Genomic DNA, 24,634 nt, shown 5'->3' on the forward strand with positions numbered 1-24,634 from the left:
TACCCTAACAGGGTCGCCGTGGAGTCTGCCAACCGCGGCACCGCACGCGTCGACGAGAACGCGGCGACGGACGGGGGGTCTGGAATCGTGACGATTCGAGCACGGCTGATCGGCATGCTGAGCGCGATGGTCATCGTGGTGAGCGGACTCATCGCGGTGCCCGCTGCGCCGGCGACGGCGCTCTCCGGCTCGGAGTTCGATCCCGGCCTCATCATCAGCGACGAGGTCTTCTTCAACAAGTCCGCGATGTCGCGCGACGCCATCCAGGCGTTCCTCGACGACAAGGGCGGCACCTGCCAGAGCGGCTACACCTGCCTCGCCGACTACCGGCAGACGACCTTCACGCGCGCGGCCGACTCGACGTGCGCCAGTTACACGGGTGCCACCGACGAGACCGCGGCGACCATCATCTACAAGGTCGCCCAGGCCTGCGGCATCAACCCGCAGGTACTGCTCGTGACGCTGCAGAAAGAGCAGTCGCTCGTCACCTCGACCGCGCCGAGCTCGACGAAGTACCGCATCGCCATGGGATACGGATGCCCCGATACGGCCCCGTGCGACGCCCGCTACTACGGCTTCTACAACCAGGTCTACATGGCTGGCCGCCAACTGGTGCGCTACGGCGACCTCCCCGGCACCTTCAACTGGTTCCCTGTCGGGACCGCGACCAACGTGCGGTACCACCCCAACTCGGCGTGCGGCAGCAAGCGCGTCACGATCCGCTCTGAGGCCACTGCGGCGCTGTACTACTACACGCCGTACACGCCGAACGCTGCGGCCCTCTCCAATCTCACCGGCACGGGCGATTCGTGCAGCTCGTACGGCAACCGCAACTTCTGGCGGTTCTTCAACAACTGGTTCGGCTCGCCCGTTCTGCCGCAAGACCACATCAACTTCGTCGTGGCCGTGTACGACGACGTGCTGGGACGTCCGGCGAGCTCGCGGGAGTACCCCGGCTGGGTGCGCGCCATCCTGAACGGCATGCCGCGCCAGCAGGTCGCGAGCGGCTTCGTGAACTCGACCGAGTACCGCTTGCGCAAGATCGACGAGGCCTACCGCACGGTGCTCGATCGCGAGCCCGACGCGGGGGGCCGAGCGAGCTGGCTCGACGGCATCCGCCGCGGAATCCTGACCCCCGACGACGTCTTCGAGGTGTTCCTCTCGACCCGTGAGTTCTACAACAAGGCCGGCGGCACCGACACCGCATTCGTCAACGCGCTCTACCAGAGGGTGATCGGGCGACCCGCGAGCGAGGGCGAGCAGGCGCACTGGGCGGGACTCGTGGCCGACAAGAGTCGCAAGTGGGTCGTCGACGCGATCTACAACTCGGTCGAGACCTCGCGCAACCGCGCGAACGAGGCCTTCGTCGACTACCTGGGCCGCGAAGCGACCGTCGAGGAGCGCATCCGGTGGGGCAGCTACATTCGTTCGCGCGGACAGCTCGCCTTCCGCGCGGCGATCCTCGCGACGGACGAGTACTGGGATGTCGCGCAGGCGCGCGCCGCCGAGCCCGTCGCACCCGCGGTCGAGCCGGCGCCCGCGCCGACGCCGAGCCCGACATCGACCCCGAGCCCGAGCCCGAGCACGACGCCGCTGCCGTCGCCGAGCACGACGCCGAGCACGACGCCGACCGCAGAGCCGAGCGAGGCGCCGGCCGGCTAGGCCTGGTCGCCGAGCTCGGCGAGATCGGCCGCGACCATCGCGGCCACCATGCCCGCGAAGTCGACCGTGCGGCGCCAGCCGAGCGCGGCCTCGGTGACCGCGGGGTCGCCCCGCTGCTCGGGCGCGTCGTTGGGCCGCATGAAGCGCGGGTCTTGCTGCACGAGCGGCTGCCAGTCGTCGATGCCGACCGCCGCGAACGCCGCGGCGACGAAGTCGCGCACCGAGTGGCTCACGCCCGTGGCGATGATGTAGTCGCCCGGCACATCGACGGCGAGCCGCAGCGCCTCGGCGTAGTCGGGCGCCCAGCCCCAGTCGCGGCGGGCGTCGAGATTGCCGAGCGTGATGCTCGACTCGCGCCCCGCGGCGATGAGCGCGACGCCGTGCGTGATCTTGCGCGTCACGAAGGCGAGCGGCCGCCGCGGCGACTCGTGATTGAACAGGATGCCGTTCGCGGCCGGCACGCCCGTCTCGCGGTACATCTGCACGAGGCGGTGCCCCAGAGCTTTGGCGGCGCCGTAGGGCGTCACCGGGGCGATCGGGGTGGACGCGGTCTGCGGCTGCTCGGCGGCGCGGCCGAAGACCTCGGCACTCGAGGCGTTGACGACGCGCACCTCGTGCCCCGCATCCTGCAGCCGCCGCGCGGTCGCGAGGATCGCCGCGGTCGACCCGCCGATGGTGACGGCGTAGGCGGCGGGGTCGGTCCACGACTCGGCGACCGAGGTGAGCCCCCCGAGGTGGAAGACGGCGTCGGGTCGCAGGCGCTCGATCACGCTCGCGATCTCGTCGGGTCGGGAGAGGTCGGCGACGTGCAGCTCGGGCGCGCCGCTCTGGGCCAACTCGCCGGCCGAGCGCACCGCGCCGTGCACCTCCCAGCCGTGCTCGTCGAGCAGCTCGGCGAGGTAGCTGCCCGTCTGGCCGGTGATGCCGGTGACGAGAGCCCGACGCATCAGGCCGATTCGGCGTCGATGCGTGCGAGGTCGGCGTCGACCATCATGCGCACGAGCTCGGGGAACGAGACCGTCGGCTTCCAGCCGAGCTTCTCGTGCGCCTTGCTTGCGTCGCCGATGAGCAGATCGACCTCGGCGGGGCGCATGAAGCGCGGGTCTTGCAGCACCTTCGACTGCCAGTCGTCGATGCCGACGTGCGCGAAGGCCACCTCGAGGAACTCGTGCACCGAGTGCGTCTCGTTCGTCGAGACGACGTAGTCGTCAGCCTCGTCTTGCTGCAGCATGCGCCACATGGCGTCGACGTAGTCGCCCGCGAAGCCCCAGTCGCGCTTGGCGTCGGTGTTGCCGAGCGTGATCGTCTGCTGCCGCCCCCGGGCGATATTGGCGACGGCCATGCTGATCTTGCGTGTCACGAACTCCGGCCCGCGCATGGGCGACTCGTGGTTGAACAGGATTCCGCTCGAGGCGTGCATGCCGTACGACTCGCGGTAGTTGATAGTCATGTAGTGGCCGAACACCTTGGCCACGCCGTAGGGCGAGCGCGGCCAGAGCAGCGTCGATTCCGACTGCGGCACGTGCTGCACCTTGCCGAACATCTCGGAGCTCGATGCCTGGTAGAACCGCACCTTGCCGGGGTCGTCGCCCGAGTAGAGGCGAACGGCCTCGAGGGCGTTGAGCACGCCCTTGCCGGTGACGTCGCTCGTGAGCATCGCGTTCTCCCACGAGTAGGCCACGAACGAGATCGCGCCGAGGTTGTAGAACTCGTCGGGCTTGGCGACGTCGAGCGCGCGGATAAGGCTCGAGAGGTCGAGCAGGTCGCCCGTGAGGATGCGCACGAACGGCAGCTCCCGCTCGAGGAACTCGATCTTGGGGTTGTTCTGCCCGCGCACGAGGCCGTAGACCTCGTACCCCTTCTCGTGCAGCAGCTTGCTGAGGTAGTAGCCGTCCTGACCCGTGACTCCGGTGATCAGTGCTCGTGTCATCAGTGCGATCTTTCGTCGAGGTGCGGGGGTTCTGCGCCGGTGGTGCGCGCCCGGGGCGACCGCCGGCCCGGGCACGGGCAGATCGGCGTTCGTCCGCACGACTCTACCGTGCGCGGGGCGCGAGGCGGGGTCGGCGCCGCGTCGGCGCCGGCTCGAGGCCGCGCGCGACGGGATAATGGGTCGACCCCCGAGCAGAAAGGTCGCCCGTGAGCGCTGCGCCGCCGATCGTGATCGACGCGACCGCGATCCCCGCCCAGGTGGGCGGTGTCGGCAGGTACCTCGAGCAGCTCATCCCCGCGCTCGACGTGCTCGGCACTCCGCTCGTGATCGCCTGCCAGCGGCGCGACGCGGCGTGGATCGCCGACGCGGCTCCGCACGCCGTCGTGCACGCCGTGCCCGCTGTGGTCGGCCGCACCGCGGTGCGCCTGCTGTGGGAGCAGGTGGGGCTCGTGCTGCTCGCACGGCGCCACCGCGCGGCGGTCATCCACTCGCCGCACTACACGATGCCGCTGCTCGCCCGACGGCCCGTCGTCGTGACGCTGCACGACGCCACGTTCTTCTCGGATCCGCAGCTGCACAGCCCCGTCAAGCGCGTGTTCTTCCGGTTCTGGAGCCGCGTCTCGGTGCGTCTCGCCGCAGCGTGCATCGTGCCGAGCGCCGCCACGCGCAGCGAGCTCGAGCGCTTCGTCGGGCCGCGGGCCGCCGCGTGCGCCGTCGCCCACCACGGCGTCGATACGAGCGTCTTCCGCCCGCCGACCCCCGCCGAGATTGAGCGCGCCCGGTCGCTCGCCGGATCGCCGCACTGGATCGCGTTCCTCGGCACGATCGAGCCCCGCAAGAACGTTCCCGCGCTCATCCGCGCCGTGCTCGCCGCGCGCACCGAGCTCGACGATCGGTTCGCGGATGCTGTGCTCGTGCTCGCGGGAGCGCGCGGGTGGGATACCGAGGTCGATGAGCTGCTGCGCGAGGCGGGCGACCGCGTGCGCGTGCTCGGCTACGTCGACCGCGACGACCTGCCGGGGCTGCTCGGCGGCTCGCTGCTCGTGGCCTACCCCTCGCTCGGCGAGGGCTTCGGACTGCCCGTGGTCGAGGCCATGGCGTGCGGCGCCGCGGTGCTGACGACCCGCCGACTGGCCCTGCCCGAGGTCGGCGGTGACGCCGTCGCGTACGCTGAACCCTCGTCGGAGTCGATCCGCGCCGCGATCGTCGCCTTGCTCGCCGACGACGACCGCCGGAGCGAGCTCGGCCGCCGCGGCCGTGAGCGGGCGGCGCGCTTCACCTGGAGCGCAGCGGCCGAGGCGCACGCCGCGGTCTACACGCGGGCGCGCGAGGGAGGGACGCAGAATGGCGCAGGTTGAGTACGGCGACGCGATCGGCGTCGTCGTCGTCACCTACTCCCCCGGTCTCGAGCTCGACGCCTTCGCCGCCTCGCTCGACGAGGGCTCGAGCGAGCCCCTCGCGCTCGTGCTCGCCGACAACGGCTCGACCGACGGAGCACCGCAGCGCGTCGCCGCAGCACGGCCGGGCACGAGGCTCATCGTCGACGAGTCCAACCCGGGCTACGGCGCCGCCGTCAATGCGGGCGCCGCCCAGCTCGGTGCCGAGATCGGGTACATCCTCGTGTGCAACAGCGACCTGACGCTGCGGCCGGGCGCGATCGAGCGGCTGCACGAAGTCATCCGCGCCGACGAGCGCATCGGCATCGTCGGCCCGCTCATCCGCAACGACGACGGCACCGTCTACCCCTCGGCGCGTCGACTGCCCTCGTTCCGCGACGGCATCGGTCACGCCCTGCTGGCCGACCGCTGGCCCGGCAACCCCTGGACCCGCCGCTACCGGCAAGAGGAGCTCGGGCTCGCGACCGAGCCCACACCGACGGGCTGGCTCTCGGGCGCGTGCGTGCTCGTGCGGCGCAGCGCATTCGACGCGATCGGCGGCTTCGACGAGGGCTTCTTCATGTACTTCGAAGACGTCGATCTGGGCAAGCGGATGCTCGAGGCGGGCTTCAGCAGCGTCTACGTTCCCGACGCCGAGGTCGTGCACATCGGCGGCAGCTCGACCTCGCAGCACTCCGAGCGCATGCTGCGCGCCCACCACGAGAGCGCCTACCGGTACCTCGCGAAGAAGTACCCCCAGTGGTTCATGCGCCCCGCGCTCGGCGTGGCGCACCTCGGCCTACGCTGGCGGCTGCGCAGCGAGCTGCGGCGAGCCGCCCGGTGAGCCGCGCGCGGTCTGGCGCCCACGGCCCAGAACGTGACACGCTGTCAACCACGTTGTCCCCGAACGAGGAAGCAGGTCGACGGTGACCCGCACCACACCCCCCTCCGCCGACGAACCCCGACTGGGCCCGCTCGGCTGGCTCTCGGCGTTCGCCCGAGCGCTCGTCGCGCTGCCCTCCTTCCGGCGCCACATGACGCTCGTCGAGGCCTCGCTCAACCGCCAGGTGCGCGCGCTCGAGGTGCGCATGGACGAGCTCGAGCGCCTCGCGCTCACGGGCGGCTCAGCGCGACCGGGCACCCTCACGGCCGACGCGCACGACGAGGCGACGGGCGAGCTCGGCTCGGTGGCCGTCTCGCTGCGCGAGCTCGGGCGGCGCCTGAGCGCCATCGAGGGCGAGCAGACGCCCCACGGGCACTGATCACGATGAGCGCCCCCCGGGTCTCGATCGTCATCAACACGCTCAACCGCGCCGAATCGCTCGGCACGACGCTCGAGTCGCTGCAGTGGACCGCCTACGCGGGCGAGTTCGAGGTCGTCGTCGTCAATGGTCCGTCAACCGATTCCACCGAGGCCTTGCTGGCGCCGTGGTCTGACCGCGTGGTGCTCGAGCGGTGCCCCGTCGCCAACCTGAGCGTCTCGCGCAACATCGGCATCGCCGCGTCGAGCGGCGAGATCGTGGCCTTCATCGACGACGACGCCGTGCCCGAGCCCGAGTGGCTGGGGCAGCTCGTCGCCGCCTTCGACGATCCGCTGGTCGGCGCTGCGGGAGGCTACGTGCTCGACCACACGGGAGTCGCCTACCAGAGCACCTACGCCCTGTTCACGCGCCTCGGCGACCCCGTGGCATCGCCGGGCAGAGCGAGTCCCGAACGGGTCTTCCCCTACAGCTTCACGTTCCCCCACCTCATCGGCACCAACATGGCGTTCCGCCGCACGGCGCTCGACGACGTCGGAGGCTTCGACGAGCAGTACGAGTACTACCTGGATGACACCGACCTCGTCGTGCGCATCATCGACCGGGGCTACGACGTTCGGCAGGTGTCGGGCGCGCACCTGCACCACCGTTTCGCCCCGAGCACGATCCGCGACCACCGCCGCGTTGCCCGGCACCGCTACCCCGTGGTCAAGAATCACGCCTACTTCGCGCTGCGGCACGGTCTCGCGTTCTACGACGAGGGCACGATCATCGACGAGCAGCGGGCCTTCGCCCACATGCACCAGGTCGAGATGGTGCAGGCGGTCGCCGACGGGCTCATCGACCGCGACGACCTCGACCGGTTTCTGCAGTACCGCGACGAAGCGGTCGACACCGGGCTGCGCGCGGCGCGCGCTGTCGGACCGACCGCCCACCGCGGGCAGCTACCGCGTGGCGCACGGGGGTCGGCGTTCCGCCGGTTCCCCACCATCGTCGAGGGGCCCGAGATCGTGCGGCGCGTCCTCGTCGCCGGGCCCGGCGCCGCGAGCGTCGCCGCCGCCCGTGAGCGCGGCCGCGCGCTCGCGGCCGAGGGCCAGATCGTGCACCTCATCGCCCCGACCCCGCACGGCGACCACATCGACTTCGACCACGGGGTCTGGATCAGCGCAGTCGACGTCTCGACGACGCCCTGGCGGGCGGCGCGCGCCCGCGGCGCGCGACGCCTCACCGAACGGTTCGCGTCGACGTCCGCCTGACGATCGCTTCGCCGCGCGCCGCGGCACGGCGGCCGTCGCGTGACGGCGACCGGCTCAGCGCACGCACTCCGCATCGACGGCGTCGGCGGCCTCGACGATCCAGACGTCGACCGTGAACGCGACCTCTTGCCATCCCGCTCCGGGGGGCTGGCTCAGCAGCGACATCGACCCCGAGACGGTCTCGTCGAGGCGCACGCTCACGCTCGGGTCGTCGATCCGATCGCCGAGCCCCTCGCCGCCGTTGCGGACCTCGTGCACGAGGATGCGGCCGGTGGGCGAGCAGGCGAGCGACGACTCGACCGCGGCGAGATCGAGCACCTCGTCGCGACCGAAGTTGTCGCGGCCAGCGAGCCGCAGCACCTCGAAGCCGTACGAGATCTGCATCGGACGTGCGAAGGCCATCCAGGTGTTCGGGAAGAAGAAGCCCGGAACCGTGGCGGTCGAGGTCGATGCCCACACCACGGGAACCTGCTCGCGCTCGACCGAGGCGTTGAGGTCGACCTGCAGCTCGTAGGCGCCCCGCATGTAGCTGTCGGCGAGCATGAGCCGCAGATTCTGCTGCTGCGGCAGCGCGACGAGCACCATGGCGAGCGCTCCGACGCCCAGCAGTGCCGGTGCCGTGAGCAGCGCCGCGGGAACCCGGCGCCGCAGGTTCTCGGCCGTCGCGAACCGGCGCCGCACGAGCTCGAGCCCGATGCCGAGCAGCAGCAGCAGCGCGGGCAGGATCTCGCTGACCGCGTAGCGATCCCAGTACAAGAAGAATGAGTGGTCAGACAGCAGCCCGAGGCGCACGGTCTGCAGCCCGTAGAACATCGTGATCGTCGTGCCGAGCATGAGCACGGTCGCCACGAGCGCCGCATCGTCAGACGAGCGCGTGGCGGCGACGATCGTCACGATGCCGATGATGAGCAGCACGAGGCCCAGGCGCAGCGCGATGTTCCACAGCGACGTGCCGCCGATCGCGGTCGCGATGACCCCCGCCGTCAGCACGGCCGCGACGACGATGCCGAGAATGCCCGGGATGCGCGTGGCGCGGCTCTCGACGACGGGTCGACGAGCGATCAGCACGGCCGCGAGCACCGCGGCCGCGCAGACCACGACGAGCACCGCCGCGGTCGTGGCGGTCGGATCGAAGAGTCCGAGTCGGCCGCCGACGAGCGACATCACCGCGTCGGGAAGCAGGTTCGTGAGTTGGGTCTCGACGTAGTAGCGCCGGATCTCGGTGATGCCGTACCAGAAGCCGAGCACGGCGGCCACGAGGTTGCCCGCGACGAGCATCCACACCGATCGGCGCATCGCACGAAAGTCGGGAACGACGAACGAGCAGATGGCGAGGGCGATGAGCGGCACGAGCAGCAGAGGCCCCGTGCCGCGCAAGAGGCCGAGCGCAACCATCGCGAGCGCGTTGAGTAGCACTGGCCCGATCGGGCGCGGCGACCGCAGTGCCGTGTAGGCCGTGAGCACCCAGATGACGAAGAGGGGCGCGTTGAGCGTCTCGCTGCTGGGGAAGGTCGAATACCAGATGGCATGCACGTGCACGGCGACGATCCCCGAGACGGCGAGCCCCATCAAAGGTTGTCGCCCCTGGCGCGGCCGGGTGCTCGCGACCGGCCTCGCGAGCACGAGCCCCGAGACCGCCAGCCCCGAGGCGACGTGCTCGAAGCCGAACACGGCGCTGTTGAGGCCGAGATAGGCCGGCAGCAGCGGGGGCCACGACGACGACAGGTCGCCCGTGCGCGCGAACTGGTTCGCCCAGTTGATGTAGGCACCCATGTCGCCGAGCCAGGGCAAGAAGTTGACCGAATCGACGCGCGGCACGACCGTGACGACGGCGACCACGGCGGCGCCGCCCCAGAACCAGCGGCTGCGGCGATCGAGCGCGAGACGGGGCGGCAGTGCGCGCCGGCGCACGGCGAGCACGACGAGAACGACCCAGCCGGCGGCGAGCAGCGCGAGGGGCACCGCGCCCCACCAGGCGAAGACCGTCGGCAGCAGCATGAGCACGAGGTAGCCGAACACGGCGGCATCGGCCGAGAGCGCGCCCCAGCCCTCGTGGCGCTCGCGCGCGAGCACCGCGATGGGCGCGCCGAGCACGACGCACGCGAGCATCGTCAGGGCGATGATGCCGAGCACGGTCATGCGCGCGCCCCCGTGGACTCGTTCACGATCGCGGCGATGAGATCGGCTTGCGCGACCGAGGTCGCCTTGACGGTCGGCAGGTTGCTGCGCAGCTTCTCGCGCACCGTCGACTCGGCCTGCACGAGCGCGTCGAACCGCTCGAGCAGCAACGTCGGCTCGAGCTTGTCGTGCCCGAACGCCCACTCGTCGAGCTGGAACATCTCGAGCACCTCTTGGTACTTGTGGCTCCAGCCGATCACGAGCGTCGGCACCGACATCGCGAGCGACGACACCATGGCGTGAAAACGGCTCGCCACGAAGTAGTCGCAGCGGCCGATGAGGTACCGCAGCGTCTGCGACGAGAGCTCGCGGTCGATGAAGAGAACGCCATCGCGGCGCTCGAGCCGCTCGAAGATGCGCGTGCAGAGGGGCAGGTCGTTGTTGTGGGTCTTGTCGGTGCCGGTGCGCACGCTGTGCGGGAACAGCACGACCCGCCGGCCCGAGGCGGTCATGGCGTCGATGAAGCCTGCGACCTCGGCGACGTAGTCGGCACCCCGCGCCTCGACCTTCTTCTGCAGCACGACGCTCGGAGAGATGCCGACGACGACGGCATCGGTGTCGAAGAAGCCGAGGTCGAAGTGCGCGGCGGCCGACGCCTGCTCGGTGCCGTCGAGCTCGAGCGAGAAGGCGTAGTCCGCGCCGGCGAAGAGGTTGGTGAGGCCCAGCTGCTCGGCGAACTCGTGCGTGATGCGCCCGCGCGTCACGAGCGTGTGCACGCGGGGGAGGAACCGCCGAGCCGCCCACCGGTTGACGGGGTTGCGGAACGGCCCGACCGCCTGCGCGCACTTGAAGACGGGGGTCTTCACCATGAGCGCCGGCAGGATCGACGCCACGTTGTAGAGCAAGAACTTCTCGCGCCCATCGGTGAACGTGATGCCGCCCTGGTCGAGCAGAACCTGCGAGCTCGCGAGCGCACCGATCGCGCGCGAGCGCGACCGCAGCATCGGACGCAGGAACGGCAGCACGCGGTAGAGCAGCGCCAGGGTGTTGATCGTCACGCCCAGTTGGCGCGGGCGCGCGTCGATGATGTCGAGCGACTCGTACTCGTTCTGCGCACGGTCTTCGGCCGGATACATGCTGAAGAGCGTGAACCGCACGCCGGGGATGCGCTCGCTGAGCGTCGCGATCGAGCTCTCGAGCATCGCCGACGCGCCCTTGTTGCCAGAGAGCGCCGAGCCGATGATCGCGATGCGGGGGGCGGGGGCGGTGGTGGTCATGCGGTGGGTTCCTTACGGGGCAGGATGCGGAGCAGAGTGTAGAGCAGGGCGAGAACGGCATCGGCGATAGTGCTGAGCAAGCGGGCGAGCAACGAGATCAGCACGGCGTCGGCGGCCGAGTACCCGGCCGCCACCAGGCAGGCGAACAGCACCGCCTCGCGCACCCCGAGCCCGCTCGGCACGAAGAAGGCCAGGATACCGAGGGCGCCCGCGAGGGCGTAGGCCGCACCGATGAGCAGCCAGTCGGTCGCGGGCACCGCGGTGATCGACGCGGCGACGAGAACGATGCCGACGCCGTTGATGATGCGCGGCACGGTGAATCCCGCCAGCAGCGCCGCCGTGCGGCGCGTCGGCAAGAAGTACTCGACCGGCAGGGGCTGCTTGGTCAGCCGCCGGGTGGCCAGGTCGAGCAGGCGGCGGAAGATGCGCCGGTCGAGCACGGCGATGAGCGGCACGAGGGCCACGCCCACGACGATCGCCGTCGCGACGTTGCCCGCGAGCACGCCGACCCCCACCGACAGCGCGATGATCACGAGGCTCGGCACGATCGACACGATCTGCAAGAAGACGTTCTCGTAGATGAAGCTGATGAGGATCACCATGCGGCTGATGCCGCGGCGCCCTCCCCAGACGACCTTGTTCACGAGCGACCCGACCTGGCCGGGGATGTACTTGAGCAGCCACGAGGCGCTGTGCACCTCGACGGCGTCGCGAGCGGTGACGCGGGCATCCGGTGCCAGATCGGTCACGATGACGCCCCAGAGCAGGCCCGAGACGGGCACCGCGGCCGCGAAGACGACGACCGCGACCACCATGAGCAGGTTCGGCCGCAGATCGGCCTGCTGCACCTGCTCCCAGTTCTGGGCGAGCGCCAGCCAGAACAACCAGCCCACGGCCACGAGCACGACGGCCGTCAGGGCGTAGCGCAGGATCGTCCGCACGCGCGGCGACCGGGCCCCGCTCATCGCAGCACGTTGTACGAGCGGAAGGTGTCGAGCTCCTTCTTCTGCGAGTAGGGCACCATGCCCTCGGGGTGCGCGTAGCCCACGGCGATGAGCATGACGACGCGGTCAGAGACATCGAGCCCGAGGGTCTTCTGCATCTTCGCCTCGAGCGGCTCGAAGTCGGGCCAGTTGATGACGCTCGACGAGAGACCCAGGGTCTCGAGCGCGAACATGAACGACATCGCCGCGAGCGAGGAGTCGACGTAGATGGCGTGGCGATCGCGCGGGCTGAAGTACGACTCGAGCTTGCCGACGACCACGACGACCGCGGGAACGTTGTGAGCGTATCCGGCAGCGCCGAACGGCAGCCCGACCACTGTCGAGACGGCGCTCGGCTCGTCGTAGACGCGGAACTCGTACGGCAGCCGGTTGCAGGCCGTGGGCGCCTGCCGCGCGACGAGCAGCGCCTGGTCGATCAGCTCTCGCTCGACCGGCCGCTGCTCGAACCAGCGCACCGACCGGCGCTGCATGGCGAGCTCGTGAAGCTCGTCGTAGGTGACGCCCGAGAGCTGCTTCTTGACGTAGGGCACCTTGCCGCTGGGCGCGGTCGGGGCGGGCATGGCCTCGAACCGTGCGCGAGCGGCGTCGACGATGGGGTGGCTGCCTGTGCTCACCCGGAAGTACTCGGTGAGCACATCGTGCGCCCACTCCATCTCGGCGGTCTCCATGCCGTTCTGCTGCGAGGTGTACTGCGCCACCGCGGCCGCGTAGAACTCGACCGTCTCGCCGATATAGTCGCGGGCGAAGACATCGCGGCGGGGGCGCATGATGATGCCCTTTTCGAGACGGTGGATGTTGCGCCGCAGCTCGACGTGCGTCGTGCGTGCCGTGCCCTTGTTGCGGTAGTAGTTGCGCCGACCCCGCAGCACGGCCGCCTGCTCGCGGTTGAAGGTGAGGAACCCGATCGTGAAGAACAGGTGCGTGAGGATGCGGCTGGAGCCGAAGGTCTCGAGGAACACGCGGTTCACGACCTCGTAGGTCCGACGGATCCAGGTGATCGCCAGAAGCTGCTTGGCGATGCGCTTGAGTCTCTTGAGCACGATCTCTCCGTACGAGCGGGGCTGCGCGTCGCGAATCGGCATCCGGACGCGGGACGCGCCGACGCGGCACAGCCTGGCCCAGTATACGCGGTGAGAGCGCGGGCCCGGAGGCGGCCGGCGACGGTGCGCGACCGCCTCGCGCGAGGGGCGATGGGCCCCGGGTGACGGGGGCGTTCGGTAGCGTGGAGGCGATCGCGGTCGATGCCCGCACCGATCGAAAGCAGTGCACGAACCATGCCGTCCACCCCCCTCGAGCGCCCGAGCGCCGCCGGGCGCCGAACCGCCGTCATGACGCGCGGGCGAGCGGGCGTGGCCCTCGCGGCGGCCCTCGCCCTCGCGGCGGGCCTGCTGGCGGTGGCAGACGCGCGCCCTGCCGAGGCCGCGCGGCACCCGGCCTGCGCGATCGTGCCCGATGGCATCTACTCGAGCTGGGTCAACCCGCTCGCCGCAGCCGACGGCGGGTACTGGTGGATCGGCTCGATCTCGCGCGACGGCACGAACGCCGTGAGCCGCGTCGACTGCGCGACGGGCGTCGTCGACCGCGTTGCGCTCGGCGGGCCCGAGCGCGCTGACGATCACAACGCGACCGCCATCGCGATCGACCCCGACGAGCCGCAGCTGCTCGCCGTCTACTCGACCCACGCGGCGCGCACCCACGCCCGCTTTCGATGGGTCGACCGGCAGACCCTCGTGGCGTCGGAGGAGCAGCGCATCGAGTTCGGGGCGCCGACGACCTACGCGCAGCTGCTGCAGACCGACGACGCCCTCACGCTCATCGTGCGCGCGGGGCAGGACTGGAAGTACGTGCGCTCGACCGACTGGGGCGCGACGTGGAGCGAACCGGCGACGCTCACGAGCGGAGAGACGGTGCGGGGCATGTACCTGCTCGCCCGCCCGGGCCACGCCGACGACCGCCACCTCGTCTCGCTCGCCCACTACGCGCATCCCACCGCACCGGATTGGCGCTCGGTCGGCACGGCCACCCTCGACCTGAGCACCGGTGAAATCGCCCTCGTCGACGGCACCGTCATCGGCTCGCTCGACGAGCCGGGCGGCCCCGCGCTGCTGCCGGGCGAGTTCGACCAGGTCGTCGTGCCGACCGGCACGACCCGGGTGAGACTGCACGACGTGGGCAGGGTCAACGGCGCCCCGGCCGTGGTCTACGCGGCGTGGAAGGGCACCGACACCGCCCACTACCGGTACAAGATCTGGAACGGATCGCGCTGGACCTCGGGCACGTGGGGTCAGCTGACCGGGCGCCCCTTCGGCTACACGTATGCCACGCGGTATGTGGGGGGTGCGGCGTTCATCGATGGCGGGCTCATCACCTCGCGGCAGTCCCCGACAACCTCGACCTCGGGGTCGTGGACGATCACCTACTGGCGCTGCACCTGGGGCGCCGGGTGCCGGGCGACGAGCACCTTCACCACGACGCGCAGCGCCGGCCGCATGGTGCGCCCCTATGTGGTCTACAGCGATACCGAGCGGCTCGTGATGATTCAACAGGTGAGCCGGTACGCCTGGTTCACCGACTACCGCGCCGACCTGCTGGTGCGCACGCGACCCGCGGGCTGACGCGCGAGACCTCGCCGCTGCCGCACCGGCCTCAGCCGCGCGGCAGACTCAGCAGCCGCTGCAGGTAGAGCCCGTAGCCGCTCTTGGCGAGCGGTTCGGCGAGCGCCGAGAGCTGCGTGTCGTCGATCCAGCCGGCGCGCCAGGCGACCTCCTCGATGCAGCCGATCTTGAAGCCCTGACGGTCTTCGATCACGCGCACGTACTCCGAGGCCTGCATCATCGACTCGACCGTGCCCGTGTCGAGCCACGCCGTGCCCCGGTCGAGCACCTGCACCTGCAGGCGCCCCTGCCGCAGATAGTGCTCGTTGATGCTCGAGATCTCGAGCTCGCCGCGCGCGCTCGGCGTGATGCCGTGGGCTACCTCGACCACGCCGGCATCGTAGAAGTAGAGCCCGGGTACGGCGAAGGCGCTGCGCGGGGTCGCGGGTTTCTCTTCGATCGCGATCGCGCGGCCCGCGGCATCGAACTCGACGACGCCGTAGTCGCTGGGGTTCGCCACCTGGTAGGCGAAGATGAGCCCGCCGTCGATCTCGCGGTACTGGCGCAACGCCGTGCCGAGGCCGGCGCCGTGAAAGATGTTGTCGCCGAGCACGAGCGCGACGCTGTCGTCGCCGATGAACCGCTCGCCGATGAGAAAAGCCTGGGCGAGGCCGTCGGGCGAGGGCTGCTCAGCGTACGACAGCGAGATGCCGAGATCCGCTCCGTCACCGAGCAGCTGCTCGAACTGCGCCCGGTATTCGGGAGTCGTGATGATCAGGATCTCGCGGATGCCCGCCATCATGAGCGTCGACAGCGGGTAGTAGATCATGGGCTTGTCGAAGACCGGCATGAGCTGCTTCGAGATGCCCTTGGTGATCGGCCACAGCCGCGTGCCCGTGCCGCCCGCGAGGATGATGCCCTTCATCGTGCCCTCCAGGCCTCGTCGAGCGCCGTCGTGAGCCCGATCGCCGCATCCCAGGTCGGCAGCAGGCCGAGCCGCTCGGCCTCGGCGAGCGTGGGCGCCGCGGCGTCTTTGGGGGCGAGCACGAGCTGCTCGCGCGGCAGCGGCAGCTCGAGACCGATCGTCTCGTCAAAGGGGGTGATGCCGTGCTCGCGCTCGGGCGTGAACACCTGGTTGACGAGGTAGCTGACGACCGTGTCATCGTCGAGCGCGACGACGCAGTGCCCCAGCCCTTCGGCGATGTAGACGGCCGTGCGTTCTGTTCCGTCGAGACGCACCGCATCCCAGTGCCCGAACGTCGGCGAGCCCAGGCGAATGTCGACGACGTAGTCGATCGCCGCACCGTGCGGCACCGTGACGTATTTGGCCTGGCTCGGCGGCACCTGCGCGAAGTGGATGCCGCGCACGACACCGCGCCGCGACACCGAGGTGTTGCCCTGGCGAAGCTCGAGCGGGTGCCCCACGGCCTCGGCGAGCGCCTCGAAGCGGTAGTGCTCGTAGAACACGCCGCGCTCGTCGGCGAACTGGCGCGGCGTGACCGCGAGGGCGCCGGGCACCGAGAGCTCGCGGATTCGCACGGAGGCCAGCCTAGCAACGGGCACCACCGCCTCCCGGGTGCGCTCGGCGGCCGAGGTGCATAGGGTGTGGGAATGACGAGGGCGACCGACGGTCCGCGCCGCGAGCAGGTGCTCGTGCTGCTCGACGCGACCTCGGCCCACCGGGGAGACGCGCGCCTCGACGCCTACCTCGACGCACTCACCGCGGGGCTCGGCGACGAGCTCGTCATCGTGTGCCGCCGCCCCGACCTCGCGCACTTTCGGGCCCTGGCCCCGACGGCGGCGATCGAGGCGGGAACGTCGGCACTGCGCTGGCGGGGCATCCGGATGCTGTGGCGCCAGTTGGCGCTGCCGCGCATGGCGCGCCGCCACGATGTCGACGCGGTGCACTCGCCGCAGCCGCCCATCCCCCTGCTGATCGCCCGCCCGCGGGTCGTGACCCTGCACGAGGTCGCGGCCTTCACCGGTCGCGGCGGCCCGCTGGGGGCCGCGCGGCGCGCGGGCGTGCGCGTCGCCGCACGCCTCGCCGACGAGGTCGTGGCCCCCGACGCGCACACGGCGCACGCGATCGAGCAGGCCTGCGGGTTCCCCGCGCACGAGGTGCTTGTCGTGCCACCGCATGACGACCCGGCGCGGTTCGCCGCCGCCCACCGCGTGGCCTACCGCGCCGCCGCGGCGATGGTGCCGGCGGCGACGGGACCCATCGCCCTGCCCTCTGCCCGGGGGCCCGACACGCCCGCTCGGTAGACTCGGCGGGTGAGAATCCTCGTCACCGGCGGTGCCGGCTTCATCGGCTCGAACTTCGTGCACCACGTGCTCGGCGCGAGCGACCACGAGGTCACCGTCATCGACAAGCTCACCTACGCGGGCAACCGCGCCTCGCTCGAGGGGCTGCCTGGCTCGCGCCTGCAGTTCGTGCACGGCGACATTCTCGACGCCCCCCTCGTCGACCGGCTCGTCGGCGAGGCCGAGGCCGTCGTGCACTTCGCCGCCGAGAGCCACAACGACAACTCGCTCGAGAACCCCCGCCCCTTCGTCGACACCAACGTGATGGGCACCTTCACGCTACTCGAGGCCGTGCGCCGGCACGGCACGCGCTTTCACCACATCTCGACCGACGAGGTGTATGGCGACCTCGAACTCGACGACCCCGCGCGGTTCACCGAGTCGACGCCCTACAACCCCTCGAGCCCCTACTCAGCCACGAAGGCCGGCAGCGACCTGCTCGTGCGCGCCTGGGTGCGCTCGTTCGGCGTGCGGGCGACCCTCTCGAACTGCTCGAACAACTACGGCCCCTACCAGCACGTCGAGAAGTTCATCCCGCGCCAGATCACCAATGTGCTGCGCGGCGAGCGGCCGAAGCTTTACGGCTCGGGCGAGAACGTGCGCGACTGGATCCACGCCGACGATCACTCATCGGCGGTGCTCGCGGTGCTCGAGCGCGGCCGCATCGGCGAGACGTATCTCATCGGGGCCGACGGCGAGCGCAGCAACCGGGCCGTGCTCGCCCTGATCCTCGAGGCCATGGGGCGCCCGGCCGACGAGTTCGACGAGGTCGCCGACCGGCCCGGCCACGACCTGCGCTACGCGATCGACTCGTCGAAGCTGCGTCGAGAGCTCGGGTGGCGCCCCCGGTTCGGCGACTTCGCCGCCGGGCTCGAGGCGACGATCGACTGGTACCGCCGCCACGAGTCGTGGTGGGCGCCGCAGAAGCAGGCGGCCGAAGACCGCTACCGCGCCCAGCACTCCGCGCGCGCATGACGCGGTACCTCATCACGGGCGCCGGGGGCATGCTCGCGCACGACCTGCGCGCGATGCTCGCCGACCGGCCGGTCACGGCCCTCCCGCGTGCCGAGCTCGACATCACCGACCTCGAGGCCTGCCGGGCCGCCGTGCGCAAGCACGACGTCGTGCTCAATACCGCCGCCTACACGGCCGTCGACGCTGCCGAGCACGATGCCGAGGCGGCCGAGCGCGTGAACGCGCTCGGTCCTGAGAACCTGGCGCGCGCCGCGGCCGAGACCGGCGCCGTGCTCGTGCAGTATTCGACCGACTACGTCTTCGGGGGCGGCCAGCCCACCGGCGAGGCTCGACCGTGGGGTGAGGATGCGCCCCTGCGGCCCGTCTCCGTCTACGGCCGCAGCAAGGCCGAGGGCGAGCGCCGGGCGCGCGCCGAGCATCCCGACGGCGTCATCATCGCGCGCACGGCCTGGCTGTACGGCGCCCGCGGACGCAGCTTCGTCACGGCGATCCGCGACCGTGCCGCGCGCGGTGAACCCTTCGACGTCGTCGACGACCAGTGGGGTCAGCCCACCTGGACCCACGACGTCGCCGAGCGCACGCTCGCGCTGCTCGACAACGGCGTTCGGGCGGGCGTCGTGCACGCGACGGCGGGCGGGCGCGCAACCTGGTTCGACTTCGCGCGCGTGATCGTCGCCGCCGCGGGTCTCGACGCCTCGCTCGTGCGCCCGACCGCCACCCGCGACGGCGACCGGGCGGCGGCGCGACCGCACTGGTCGGTTCTCGGGCATGATGGATGGGCGCGGCTGGGCGTCGCAGCGCCTCGGCCGTGGAACGACGCCTTCGCCGAGGCGGCGGCCTCGATCGGCTGGACCGATCCGCCCGGCGCCGCCCCGCATCCCGCGACAGCGCCCCTCGCGCCCCCGACCTCCCCACCGACTCCAGGAGCCTCGTCATGACCCTGCCCCCCGCGCTCGTCGCCTTCGACCTCGACGACACCCTCGCGCCCTCGAAGTCGCCCATGCCCCCCGCGATGCTCGAGCAGCTCGTGGCCCTGCTCGAGCGACGCCCGGTGTGCATCATCTCGGGCGGGCAGTACGGGCAGTTCCGCAGCCAGATCCTCGAACTGCTGCCGGCGTCGAGCACCCCGCTGCTCGACCGCCTGCACCTCATGCCCACGTGCGGCACGCAGTACTGGCGCTTCGACGACGGTGAGTGGGTGCAGCGCTACGCCGAGAACCTCACCGAGGCCGAGCGCCACGAGGCCCTCGCGATCGTCGAGGAGGAGGCGCGCCGGCTCGGGCTCTGGGAGGCGCAGACCTGGGGGCCGATCCTCGAGGATCGCGGCTCGCAGATCACCTTCTCGGCGCTCGGGCAAGAGGCCCCCGTCGACGCCAAGAAGGCGTGGGATGCCGACGGCCGCAAGAAAGAGGCCCTGCGCGCCGCCGTGGCCGAGCGCCTTCCCGGCCTCGAGGTGCGGTCGGGCGGCTCGACCTCGGTCGACATCACGCGCCGCGGCATCGACAAGGCCTACGGCATGCGCAAGCTCGCCGAGATCACGGGCATCCCGCCGCAGAACATGCTGTTCATCGGCGACCGCCTCGACGAGGGCGGCAACGATTTTCCCGTCATCGCCGTCGGGGTGCCGACGCGCGCCGTGAGCGACTGGGAGGAGACCGTCGACGTCATCGCGGCGCTCGTGCCCACCCTCACCGACTAGCCTGGCGGGCAGACATGACGACCCTCCGCGTGATCCTCGACCAGCTGGCCGCGCCCGTTCCGGGCGGTATCGGCCGGTACACGCGCGAGCTCACGCGCGCGCTCATCGCGACGCAGCCGCGTGGATGCTCGGTGACGGGCTGGGTGCCCGCCTCGCCCGAGTCGGTCTACCGCGAGATCGAGGCGAGCCTGCCCGGTCTCGCCGAGCTCGAGAAGAGCGTCTTCGACCGCCGCCAGATCGCCGCGGCCTGGCAGCACGGTTTCACGCGCCTCGGTGCACGCTCGACGACGCACGCGCCGAGCCTGCTCGCCCCGCTCTTTCGGCACGACCGCGTCAACAACCCCGGCGACCAGATCGTCGTGACGATCCATGACGCCGTGCCGTGGACGCACCCCGAGACCCTGACGCCCCGCGGCGTCTCGTGGCACCGCGCCATGGCCGCGCGCGCCGAGCGCTACGCCGACGCCGTCGTGGTTCCGACGCACGCCGTGGCCGAGGCGCTGCGCGACGTGCTCGAGCTCGGTGACCGCGTGCGCATCATCGCCGGTGCCGTCTCGAGCGACCTCGTCGTTCCCCCCGACGCCGCACAGTTGCGGCGCGACCTCGAGCTGCCCGAGCGCTACGTCGTGGCCGTCGGCACCGTCGAGCCGCGCAAGGGGCTCGACGACCTCGTGCGCGCGCTCGCACTGCTCGACCGCGCCGACCTTCCGCTCGTGCACGTCGGCCCGCAGGGCTGGGGCGACCTCGACCTCGGCGTGCTCGCCGATGACGCGGGACTCGATCGCGAGCGCGTGCGGGCCCTCGGGTATCTCGCTGACGCCCAGGTGGCGGCCGTCATGCAGGGCGCCGCGGTGTTCGTCATGCCGAGCCGGGCCGAGGGCTTCGGCCTGCCGCTGCTCGAGGCCATGAGCCTGGGCGCGCCGACCATCCACACCGATGCTCCCGCGCTCGTCGAGGTCGCGGGCGGAGCAGGGCTGGCAGTCGAGCTCGAACCCGCTGAGGGACTGCCGCAGCGCTTGGCCGAGGCGATCCGCTCGGTCGTCGACGACGAGTCGTACGCCGAGACGCTGCGCGTCGCCGGTCACGACCGGGTCGGCGCCTTCAGCTGGCGCGACTCGGCCGAGAAGACCTGGCAGCTGCACGCCGACCTATGAGCGGCGCCGAACCCCCTCGAACGCCCGCTCCTCGCCGTGCGATGCGGCCCGAGATCGAGAGCCTGCGGGCCCTCGCCGTGCTGCTCGTCATCGCCTTCCATCTGTGGCCCGAGCGGCTCACGGGCGGCTTCGTCGGCGTCGACGTGTTCTTCGTCATCTCAGGGTTCTTGATCACCGCGCACCTCGTGCGCGAGCTCGACGACGCGGGGTCGATCTCCTTGGGGCGCTTTTGGGCGCGTCGCGTGCGTCGGCTCTTCCCCGCGGCGCTGCTGGTTCTCGCGGTGTCGCTACTCGCTGTCGTGGTGCTCTGGCCCGCAACCCGCTGGCTCACCAACCTCGCCGAATTCTGGTCGAGCCTCGGGCTGGTGCAGAACTGGTACCTCGCGGCGAACGCCGTCGACTACTTCGCAGCCGAGAGCGAGTCGCCGTTCCAGCACTACTGGTCGCTCTCGGTCGAAGAGCAGTTCAACCTGATCTGGCCCGTCGCGATCGTGCTCGCCGCGACGCTCGCCGCTCGCCGCGGCCGGGGTTCCACCCGCACCGCGCTCACCGTGCTCGCGGCGACCGTGGTCGTGGCCAGCCTCGTCTACTCGATCGCGAGCGCTCAGCTCGTGCCCGGCGGCACCTACTTCTCGACCATCAGCCACGCCTGGGAGTTCGGCGCGGGGGCGCTGCTCGCGCTGCTCTGGCCCCGGCACGAGCGCGGTCTCGCCCTGCTCGCGCCGACCCCGCGACGGGCAACCGCGATCGGGCTGGGGGCTCTCGCGACCGGGGTGTCGCTCATCGTCGTGAGCGCGGTCGTGCTCACCGGCACCACGGCGTTCCCCGGCTGGGTGGCCCTCATCCCGGTGACGGGCACGCTTCTCGTGATCGCGTTCGGCCCGCTCATGACCCGGGGAGCGCCCGGTCGGCTCGTCAGCCTGGCCCCCGTGGTGTGGATCGGCGGCATCTCGTACTCTGCCTACCTCTGGCACTGGCCACTGATCGTGTTCGCGCCCGATGTGCTCGATCGCCCGCTCACGACGCCCGATCGACTCGTGATCCTCGCTCTCACCCTGGGCCTCGCCTGGGCGACGAAGCGCTGGGTCGAAGACCCGGTGCGGTTCGGGCGGGTCGTGTCAGGGTCTCGGCGCACCTACGCGCTCGCAGCCGTGATGGCGGCGAGCGCGGTCGTCGTCTCGCTCGTGCCCTACGGCATCGCCACGAGCGAGAAGCAGGGCGCGGCCGATGCGGTGGCGAGCGTCGTCGACGATGTCGTGTCGGGAGCATCTCCCTGTCTCGGCGCCCCCGCCCTGCTGGATCCGCAGGCAGAGTGCGCGAACCTGCACCAGCTCGACGAGCGGATCGTCACGGCGGCGCCCTGGCTCGAGCAGCTCGAGCAGGGACTGCGCCCCCAGGGAGACGTCTGGCAGACCGCATGGTCCGAGTGCCCCAGCGCGTCGAACGGGTCGGTGAACCCGTGCGTCTTCACCTCATCACCGGATGCCCCCACGATCGCGATCGTGGGCGACAGCCACGCCTTCCAATGGGCGCACGCCGTGCTGCCGATCGCGCAGCGTGAGGGCTGGAACGTCGTCATCTCGTGGATGGCAGGCTGCGCCCTGCACGAACCGGGGCGCACGTGGTCGGGCGACGAAACGGTCAACGGCTCCGGCACGTGCGACCCGTGGCGCGAGGCCGTGCTCGCCGACATCGCGGCCTCTCCTGACTACGACCTGATCCTCACCAGCAGCTACTCGCGCAAGTTCGCCTCGAACGGCGTCGCCGAGAGCCAAGAGCAGCTGGCGGAGGCATTCCGAGCGGCGCTCGACGCGATGACCGCCGGCGGCGCTCCTGTGCTGGTGATGGCGGCCTCGCCGCTCCCCCTCGAGAACGTGCCGCGATGCCTCGAGAGCGCGCCTCCCTCTGAGAGCCCCTGCGCGACGCCGCGCGATCTCGCCCTGCTTCCCGACCCGCTCGCGGCGGGCGCGCGGGCACTCGACCGCGACGACGTGCAGCTCGTCGACGTCACCGACGCTCTCTGCGATGCTGACCTCTGCCACAGCGTGGTCGGCGGCCTGCCGGCCTACAGCGATCGCCACCACCTCTCGCGCATGTTCCTGCTCACGCTGAGGTCGTCGATCGAGCAGCCGCTCGCGCGCCTGCTCGCACAGGACGGTTGATCAGGGCTGCGGCGTGGGTCTCGGTGTCGGCGGGGGCGCGACGGCATCGAGCACGAGCTCGTGGATCAGCGCGAAGTCGGGGTACTGGTTGTCGACCTGCGGGGGCACCAGCTCGAGGCGCTCGATCGGGTACGCGCGCGACGACGCGGCGAGGTCGGTGAAGAGCCCGAGCATCGACTGCGGGATATCGGTGCGCGCGAGGCCGCTCGAAGCCTGCGCGATCGCCTCGAACCGCGTGAGCACCGTGGCTGGGTCGAGCTGGCGCAGCATCGCCTCTTGAATGTCGCGCTGGTGCCGCATGCGGTCGAAATCGGTGAGGTTGTAGCGGCTGCGGGCGTACCAGAGCGCCGTCTCGCCGTTCATGCGCTGCTCGCCCGCGGGGATCACGCCGTGCACCGTGCCGCCGTTGATGCCGCGCGAGACGGGCTCCTCGACCGTCACCACGACGCCGCCGAGCGCGTCGATGAGCGCCGCGAACCCGGCCATGTCGATGAGCACGGTGTACTGCACCGCGATGCCGGTGACCCCGGCCACCGCATCCTTCATCGCCTCGAGCGCGGCCGTGCTGCCCGCCGCCTCGGCGTCGGGGTACAGCTCGGGATGCTCTTCGGCCCACGGGTAGAGGTAGGCGAGCAGGCAGTCGTCTCCGCAGTCGAAGCCGTTCGGCCAGGCCTGCCACAGGGGCGAGCCCTCGCGGAACGGCGCCCGGTAGAGGTTGCGCGGAATGCCGATCATGGTCACCGCCCCCGATGCGGCGTCGATGCTCATGAGGGTCATGCTGTCGGGGCGGAGCCCGATGCGATCGTCACCCGCGTCGCCCCCCAGCAGCAGGATCGTGTAGCGCCCGTCGATCGGCTCGACGATGCCGCCATCGGCGAAGACGGCCCCGAGAGCATCGCGCCCGACGCCCGTCAGGTAGGCCGCATAGCCCGCCGTGCCGGTGCCGAGCACGAGGCTCAGCGCGACGAAGAGGGCGATGGGCCCGCGCGAGCCGGGCCGGGTCGAGACGAGACGTGCGAGCGCGAAGGTGTTGACAGTCGTGATGAGCCACAGCACGGCGTAGAACAGCAGCCCGAGCTGCGCGATCCACAACACAACGACGTTCGTGGCGATCGTGAGGGCCGCCGGGCGCCAGAGCACGAATAGCGCGACCGCCGCGGCGACGATCGCCCAAAGCACGAAGGTCGCGCCCACGGCGAAGCGGCCGAGGCGCCGGTCGCCCGCGAGCAGCTGCGCGCTGCCGGGCACGAGCAGGTTGAGGCCGAGCAGCCACCATGCCCGACGGCTCATGACCGCCGGGTCGCGCGTGTCGGGATGGCGCAGCGGCGAGGTGTGGCTCACGGTGCCGGCGCGGCGGCGATCGCGGCCTTGAGGGCGGCGTTCTTGCCGGCCACGGCCCGCTCGAGTTCTGCGGCGACGGCGGCGAGGCGCTCGGCCACGGCCGCATCCGTCGACCCGATGATGCGCGCGGCGAGCAGCCCGGCGTTGCGGGCACCGCCGATCGAGACCGTCGCCACCGGGATTCCCGCGGGCATCTGCACGATGCTCAGCAGCGAGTCCATGCCGTCGAGGTAGGCGAGCGGCACGGGCACCCCGACAACCGGCAGGGTCGTGACGCTCGCGATCATGCCCGGCAGATGGGCGGCCCCGCCGGCGCCCGCGATGATGACCCGGATGCCGCGGCCCGCGGCCGCACGGCCGTACGCGATCATCGCGTCGGGCGTGCGGTGGGCGCTCAGCACCTCGACCTCGTGGGCGATGCCGAGCTCGGCGAGCGCGGCGGCGGCGTTCTGCATCACCGACCAGTCGCTGTCAGAACCCATGACGACGGCGACGAGGGGAGTGCTCATGCCTCCAGGGTAGG

22 protein-coding genes are annotated in these 24,634 nt (G+C 71.2%); 12 read left to right on the forward strand and 10 right to left on the reverse strand.

What is annotated here, in order from left to right; genetic code table 11:
• The first annotated feature begins 18 nt into the window (after nucleotides 1-18).
• A complete protein-coding gene (locus tag ACK4HH_RS00085) occupies nucleotides 19-1,662 on the forward strand; it encodes a DUF4214 domain-containing protein (RefSeq protein WP_409646942.1) in 1,644 nt (547 codons plus the stop codon).
• Here ACK4HH_RS00085 and ACK4HH_RS00090 read toward each other — a convergent pair.
• Both ACK4HH_RS00090 and ACK4HH_RS00095 read right to left on the reverse strand, forming a co-directional pair.
• A complete protein-coding gene (locus ACK4HH_RS00090; protein WP_409646945.1) occupies nucleotides 1,659-2,609 on the reverse strand; it encodes a GDP-mannose 4,6-dehydratase in 951 nt (316 codons plus the stop codon). The two genes, ACK4HH_RS00085 and ACK4HH_RS00090, sit on opposite strands and share 4 nt — an antisense overlap.
• Nucleotides 2,609-3,592, reverse strand: a complete 984-nt coding sequence (locus ACK4HH_RS00095; protein WP_409646948.1) for a GDP-mannose 4,6-dehydratase — start codon at nucleotides 3,590-3,592, stop codon at nucleotides 2,609-2,611. The genes ACK4HH_RS00090 and ACK4HH_RS00095 overlap by 1 nt, the downstream gene beginning before the upstream one ends.
• Before the next feature lie 206 nt (nucleotides 3,593-3,798).
• Between ACK4HH_RS00095 and ACK4HH_RS00100 the strand changes: the two genes are divergently transcribed.
• From ACK4HH_RS00100 to ACK4HH_RS00115, 4 genes are all read left to right on the forward strand, one after another.
• Nucleotides 3,799-4,950, forward strand: a complete 1,152-nt coding sequence (locus ACK4HH_RS00100) for a glycosyltransferase family 4 protein (protein WP_409646951.1) — start codon at nucleotides 3,799-3,801, stop codon at nucleotides 4,948-4,950.
• Nucleotides 4,937-5,812, forward strand: coding sequence for a glycosyltransferase family 2 protein (locus ACK4HH_RS00105; RefSeq protein WP_409646954.1), 876 nt, complete (start codon nucleotides 4,937-4,939; stop codon nucleotides 5,810-5,812). Before ACK4HH_RS00100 ends, ACK4HH_RS00105 begins: the two co-directional genes overlap by 14 nt.
• Before the next feature lie 82 nt (nucleotides 5,813-5,894).
• Nucleotides 5,895-6,230, forward strand: a complete 336-nt coding sequence (locus ACK4HH_RS00110; protein ID WP_409646957.1) for a hypothetical protein — start codon at nucleotides 5,895-5,897, stop codon at nucleotides 6,228-6,230.
• Between the two features lie 5 nt (nucleotides 6,231-6,235).
• Entirely contained in the window at nucleotides 6,236-7,483 is a 1,248-nt protein-coding gene (locus tag ACK4HH_RS00115; protein ID WP_409646959.1) for a glycosyltransferase family 2 protein, read from the forward strand.
• A 54-nt stretch (nucleotides 7,484-7,537) separates the two neighbouring features.
• On the opposite strand, the gene ACK4HH_RS00120 is transcribed toward ACK4HH_RS00115, so the two are convergent.
• The 4 genes from ACK4HH_RS00120 to ACK4HH_RS00135 are packed head-to-tail and all read right to left on the reverse strand — an operon-like array spanning nucleotide 7,538 to nucleotide 12,922.
• Nucleotides 7,538-9,622, reverse strand: coding sequence for a hypothetical protein (locus ACK4HH_RS00120; protein WP_409646962.1), 2,085 nt, complete (start codon nucleotides 9,620-9,622; stop codon nucleotides 7,538-7,540).
• Nucleotides 9,619-10,878: a polysaccharide pyruvyl transferase family protein gene (locus ACK4HH_RS00125; protein ID WP_409646964.1), complete on the reverse strand. Its 1,260-nt coding sequence runs from the start codon at nucleotides 10,876-10,878 to the stop codon at nucleotides 9,619-9,621. Before ACK4HH_RS00125 ends, ACK4HH_RS00120 begins: the two co-directional genes overlap by 4 nt.
• Nucleotides 10,875-11,843 carry a lysylphosphatidylglycerol synthase domain-containing protein gene (locus ACK4HH_RS00130; protein WP_409646967.1) on the reverse strand — a complete coding sequence of 323 codons (969 nt, stop codon included), beginning with the start codon at nucleotides 11,841-11,843 and terminating at the stop codon, nucleotides 10,875-10,877. Before ACK4HH_RS00130 ends, ACK4HH_RS00125 begins: the two co-directional genes overlap by 4 nt.
• Nucleotides 11,840-12,922 carry a nitroreductase family protein gene (locus ACK4HH_RS00135; RefSeq protein WP_255160154.1) on the reverse strand — a complete coding sequence of 361 codons (1,083 nt, stop codon included), beginning with the start codon at nucleotides 12,920-12,922 and terminating at the stop codon, nucleotides 11,840-11,842. Before ACK4HH_RS00135 ends, ACK4HH_RS00130 begins: the two co-directional genes overlap by 4 nt.
• 234 nt (nucleotides 12,923-13,156) lie before the next feature.
• On the opposite strand from ACK4HH_RS00135, the gene ACK4HH_RS00140 reads away from it, so the two are divergent.
• Nucleotides 13,157-14,497, forward strand: a complete 1,341-nt coding sequence (locus ACK4HH_RS00140) for a hypothetical protein (RefSeq protein WP_409646970.1) — start codon at nucleotides 13,157-13,159, stop codon at nucleotides 14,495-14,497.
• Between the two features lie 31 nt (nucleotides 14,498-14,528).
• Here ACK4HH_RS00140 and rfbA read toward each other — a convergent pair whose 3' ends face one another.
• Entirely contained in the window at nucleotides 14,529-15,401 is an 873-nt protein-coding gene (rfbA, locus tag ACK4HH_RS00145) for a glucose-1-phosphate thymidylyltransferase RfbA (protein ID WP_409646972.1), read from the reverse strand.
• Nucleotides 15,398-16,015 (reverse strand): dTDP-4-dehydrorhamnose 3,5-epimerase family protein, encoded by a 618-nt coding sequence (locus ACK4HH_RS00150; RefSeq protein ID WP_409646974.1) that lies wholly within the window; start codon nucleotides 16,013-16,015, stop codon nucleotides 15,398-15,400. Before ACK4HH_RS00150 ends, rfbA begins: the two co-directional genes overlap by 4 nt.
• A 72-nt stretch (nucleotides 16,016-16,087) precedes the next feature.
• Here ACK4HH_RS00150 and ACK4HH_RS00155 point away from each other — a divergent pair, with 72 nt between their 5' ends.
• From ACK4HH_RS00155 to ACK4HH_RS00180, 6 genes are read left to right on the forward strand one after another with little or no spacing between them, the layout of a single operon-like run.
• Entirely contained in the window at nucleotides 16,088-16,741 is a 654-nt protein-coding gene (locus tag ACK4HH_RS00155; protein ID WP_409646977.1) for a glycosyltransferase family 4 protein, read from the forward strand.
• A gap of 9 nt (nucleotides 16,742-16,750) precedes the next feature.
• Nucleotides 16,751-17,755 (forward strand): dTDP-glucose 4,6-dehydratase, encoded by a 1,005-nt coding sequence (gene rfbB, locus ACK4HH_RS00160; RefSeq protein WP_409646979.1) that lies wholly within the window; start codon nucleotides 16,751-16,753, stop codon nucleotides 17,753-17,755.
• Complete coding sequence (rfbD, locus tag ACK4HH_RS00165) at nucleotides 17,752-18,693, forward strand: dTDP-4-dehydrorhamnose reductase (protein ID WP_409646982.1); 942 nt, start codon at nucleotides 17,752-17,754, stop codon at nucleotides 18,691-18,693. The genes rfbB and rfbD overlap by 4 nt, the downstream gene beginning before the upstream one ends.
• Nucleotides 18,690-19,454: an HAD-IIB family hydrolase gene (locus tag ACK4HH_RS00170; RefSeq protein WP_409646985.1), complete on the forward strand. Its 765-nt coding sequence runs from the start codon at nucleotides 18,690-18,692 to the stop codon at nucleotides 19,452-19,454. Before rfbD ends, ACK4HH_RS00170 begins: the two co-directional genes overlap by 4 nt.
• 14 nt (nucleotides 19,455-19,468) lie before the next feature.
• Nucleotides 19,469-20,608 (forward strand): glycosyltransferase family 4 protein, encoded by a 1,140-nt coding sequence (locus ACK4HH_RS00175; RefSeq protein ID WP_409646988.1) that lies wholly within the window; start codon nucleotides 19,469-19,471, stop codon nucleotides 20,606-20,608.
• 41 nt (nucleotides 20,609-20,649) lie between these two features.
• Nucleotides 20,650-22,770, forward strand: a complete 2,121-nt coding sequence (locus ACK4HH_RS00180) for an acyltransferase family protein (RefSeq protein WP_409646990.1) — start codon at nucleotides 20,650-20,652, stop codon at nucleotides 22,768-22,770.
• On the opposite strand, the gene ACK4HH_RS00185 is transcribed toward ACK4HH_RS00180, so the two are convergent.
• Complete coding sequence (locus ACK4HH_RS00185) at nucleotides 22,771-24,111, reverse strand: LCP family protein (RefSeq protein ID WP_409646992.1); 1,341 nt, start codon at nucleotides 24,109-24,111, stop codon at nucleotides 22,771-22,773. It abuts the gene before it with no gap.
• A complete protein-coding gene (purE, locus tag ACK4HH_RS00190) occupies nucleotides 24,108-24,620 on the reverse strand; it encodes a 5-(carboxyamino)imidazole ribonucleotide mutase (RefSeq protein WP_409646995.1) in 513 nt (170 codons plus the stop codon). The genes ACK4HH_RS00185 and purE overlap by 4 nt, the downstream gene beginning before the upstream one ends.
• Nucleotides 24,621-24,634 lie beyond the last annotated feature (14 nt).

The sequence above is a fragment of the Microcella sp. genome, assembly GCF_046296455.1.
GTDB lineage: Bacteria > Actinomycetota > Actinomycetes > Actinomycetales > Microbacteriaceae > Microcella.

Excerpts from the sequence above, each read along its gene's own strand:
- ACK4HH_RS00090 (WP_409646945.1), bottom strand. The coding sequence starts at position 2,609 with ATGCGTCGGGCTCTCGTCACCGGCATCACCGGCCAGACGGGCAGCTAC.
- ACK4HH_RS00095 (WP_409646948.1), bottom strand. The coding sequence starts at position 3,592 with ATGACACGAGCACTGATCACCGGAGTCACGGGTCAGGACGGCTACTAC.
- ACK4HH_RS00105 (WP_409646954.1), top strand. The coding sequence starts at position 4,937 with ATGGCGCAGGTTGAGTACGGCGACGCGATCGGCGTCGTCGTCGTCACC.
- ACK4HH_RS00115 (WP_409646959.1), top strand. The coding sequence starts at position 6,236 with ATGAGCGCCCCCCGGGTCTCGATCGTCATCAACACGCTCAACCGCGCC.
- ACK4HH_RS00120 (WP_409646962.1), bottom strand. The coding sequence starts at position 9,622 with ATGACCGTGCTCGGCATCATCGCCCTGACGATGCTCGCGTGCGTCGTG.
- ACK4HH_RS00125 (WP_409646964.1), bottom strand. The coding sequence starts at position 10,878 with ATGACCACCACCGCCCCCGCCCCCCGCATCGCGATCATCGGCTCGGCG.
- ACK4HH_RS00130 (WP_409646967.1), bottom strand. The coding sequence starts at position 11,843 with ATGAGCGGGGCCCGGTCGCCGCGCGTGCGGACGATCCTGCGCTACGCC.
- ACK4HH_RS00140 (WP_409646970.1), top strand. The coding sequence starts at position 13,157 with ATGCCGTCCACCCCCCTCGAGCGCCCGAGCGCCGCCGGGCGCCGAACC.
- rfbA (WP_409646972.1), bottom strand. The coding sequence starts at position 15,401 with ATGAAGGGCATCATCCTCGCGGGCGGCACGGGCACGCGGCTGTGGCCG.
- ACK4HH_RS00155 (WP_409646977.1), top strand. The coding sequence starts at position 16,088 with ATGACGAGGGCGACCGACGGTCCGCGCCGCGAGCAGGTGCTCGTGCTG.
- rfbD (WP_409646982.1), top strand. The coding sequence starts at position 17,752 with ATGACGCGGTACCTCATCACGGGCGCCGGGGGCATGCTCGCGCACGAC.
- ACK4HH_RS00170 (WP_409646985.1), top strand. The coding sequence starts at position 18,690 with ATGACCCTGCCCCCCGCGCTCGTCGCCTTCGACCTCGACGACACCCTC.
- ACK4HH_RS00175 (WP_409646988.1), top strand. The coding sequence starts at position 19,469 with ATGACGACCCTCCGCGTGATCCTCGACCAGCTGGCCGCGCCCGTTCCG.
- ACK4HH_RS00180 (WP_409646990.1), top strand. The coding sequence starts at position 20,650 with ATGCGGCCCGAGATCGAGAGCCTGCGGGCCCTCGCCGTGCTGCTCGTC.
- purE (WP_409646995.1), bottom strand. The coding sequence starts at position 24,620 with ATGAGCACTCCCCTCGTCGCCGTCGTCATGGGTTCTGACAGCGACTGG.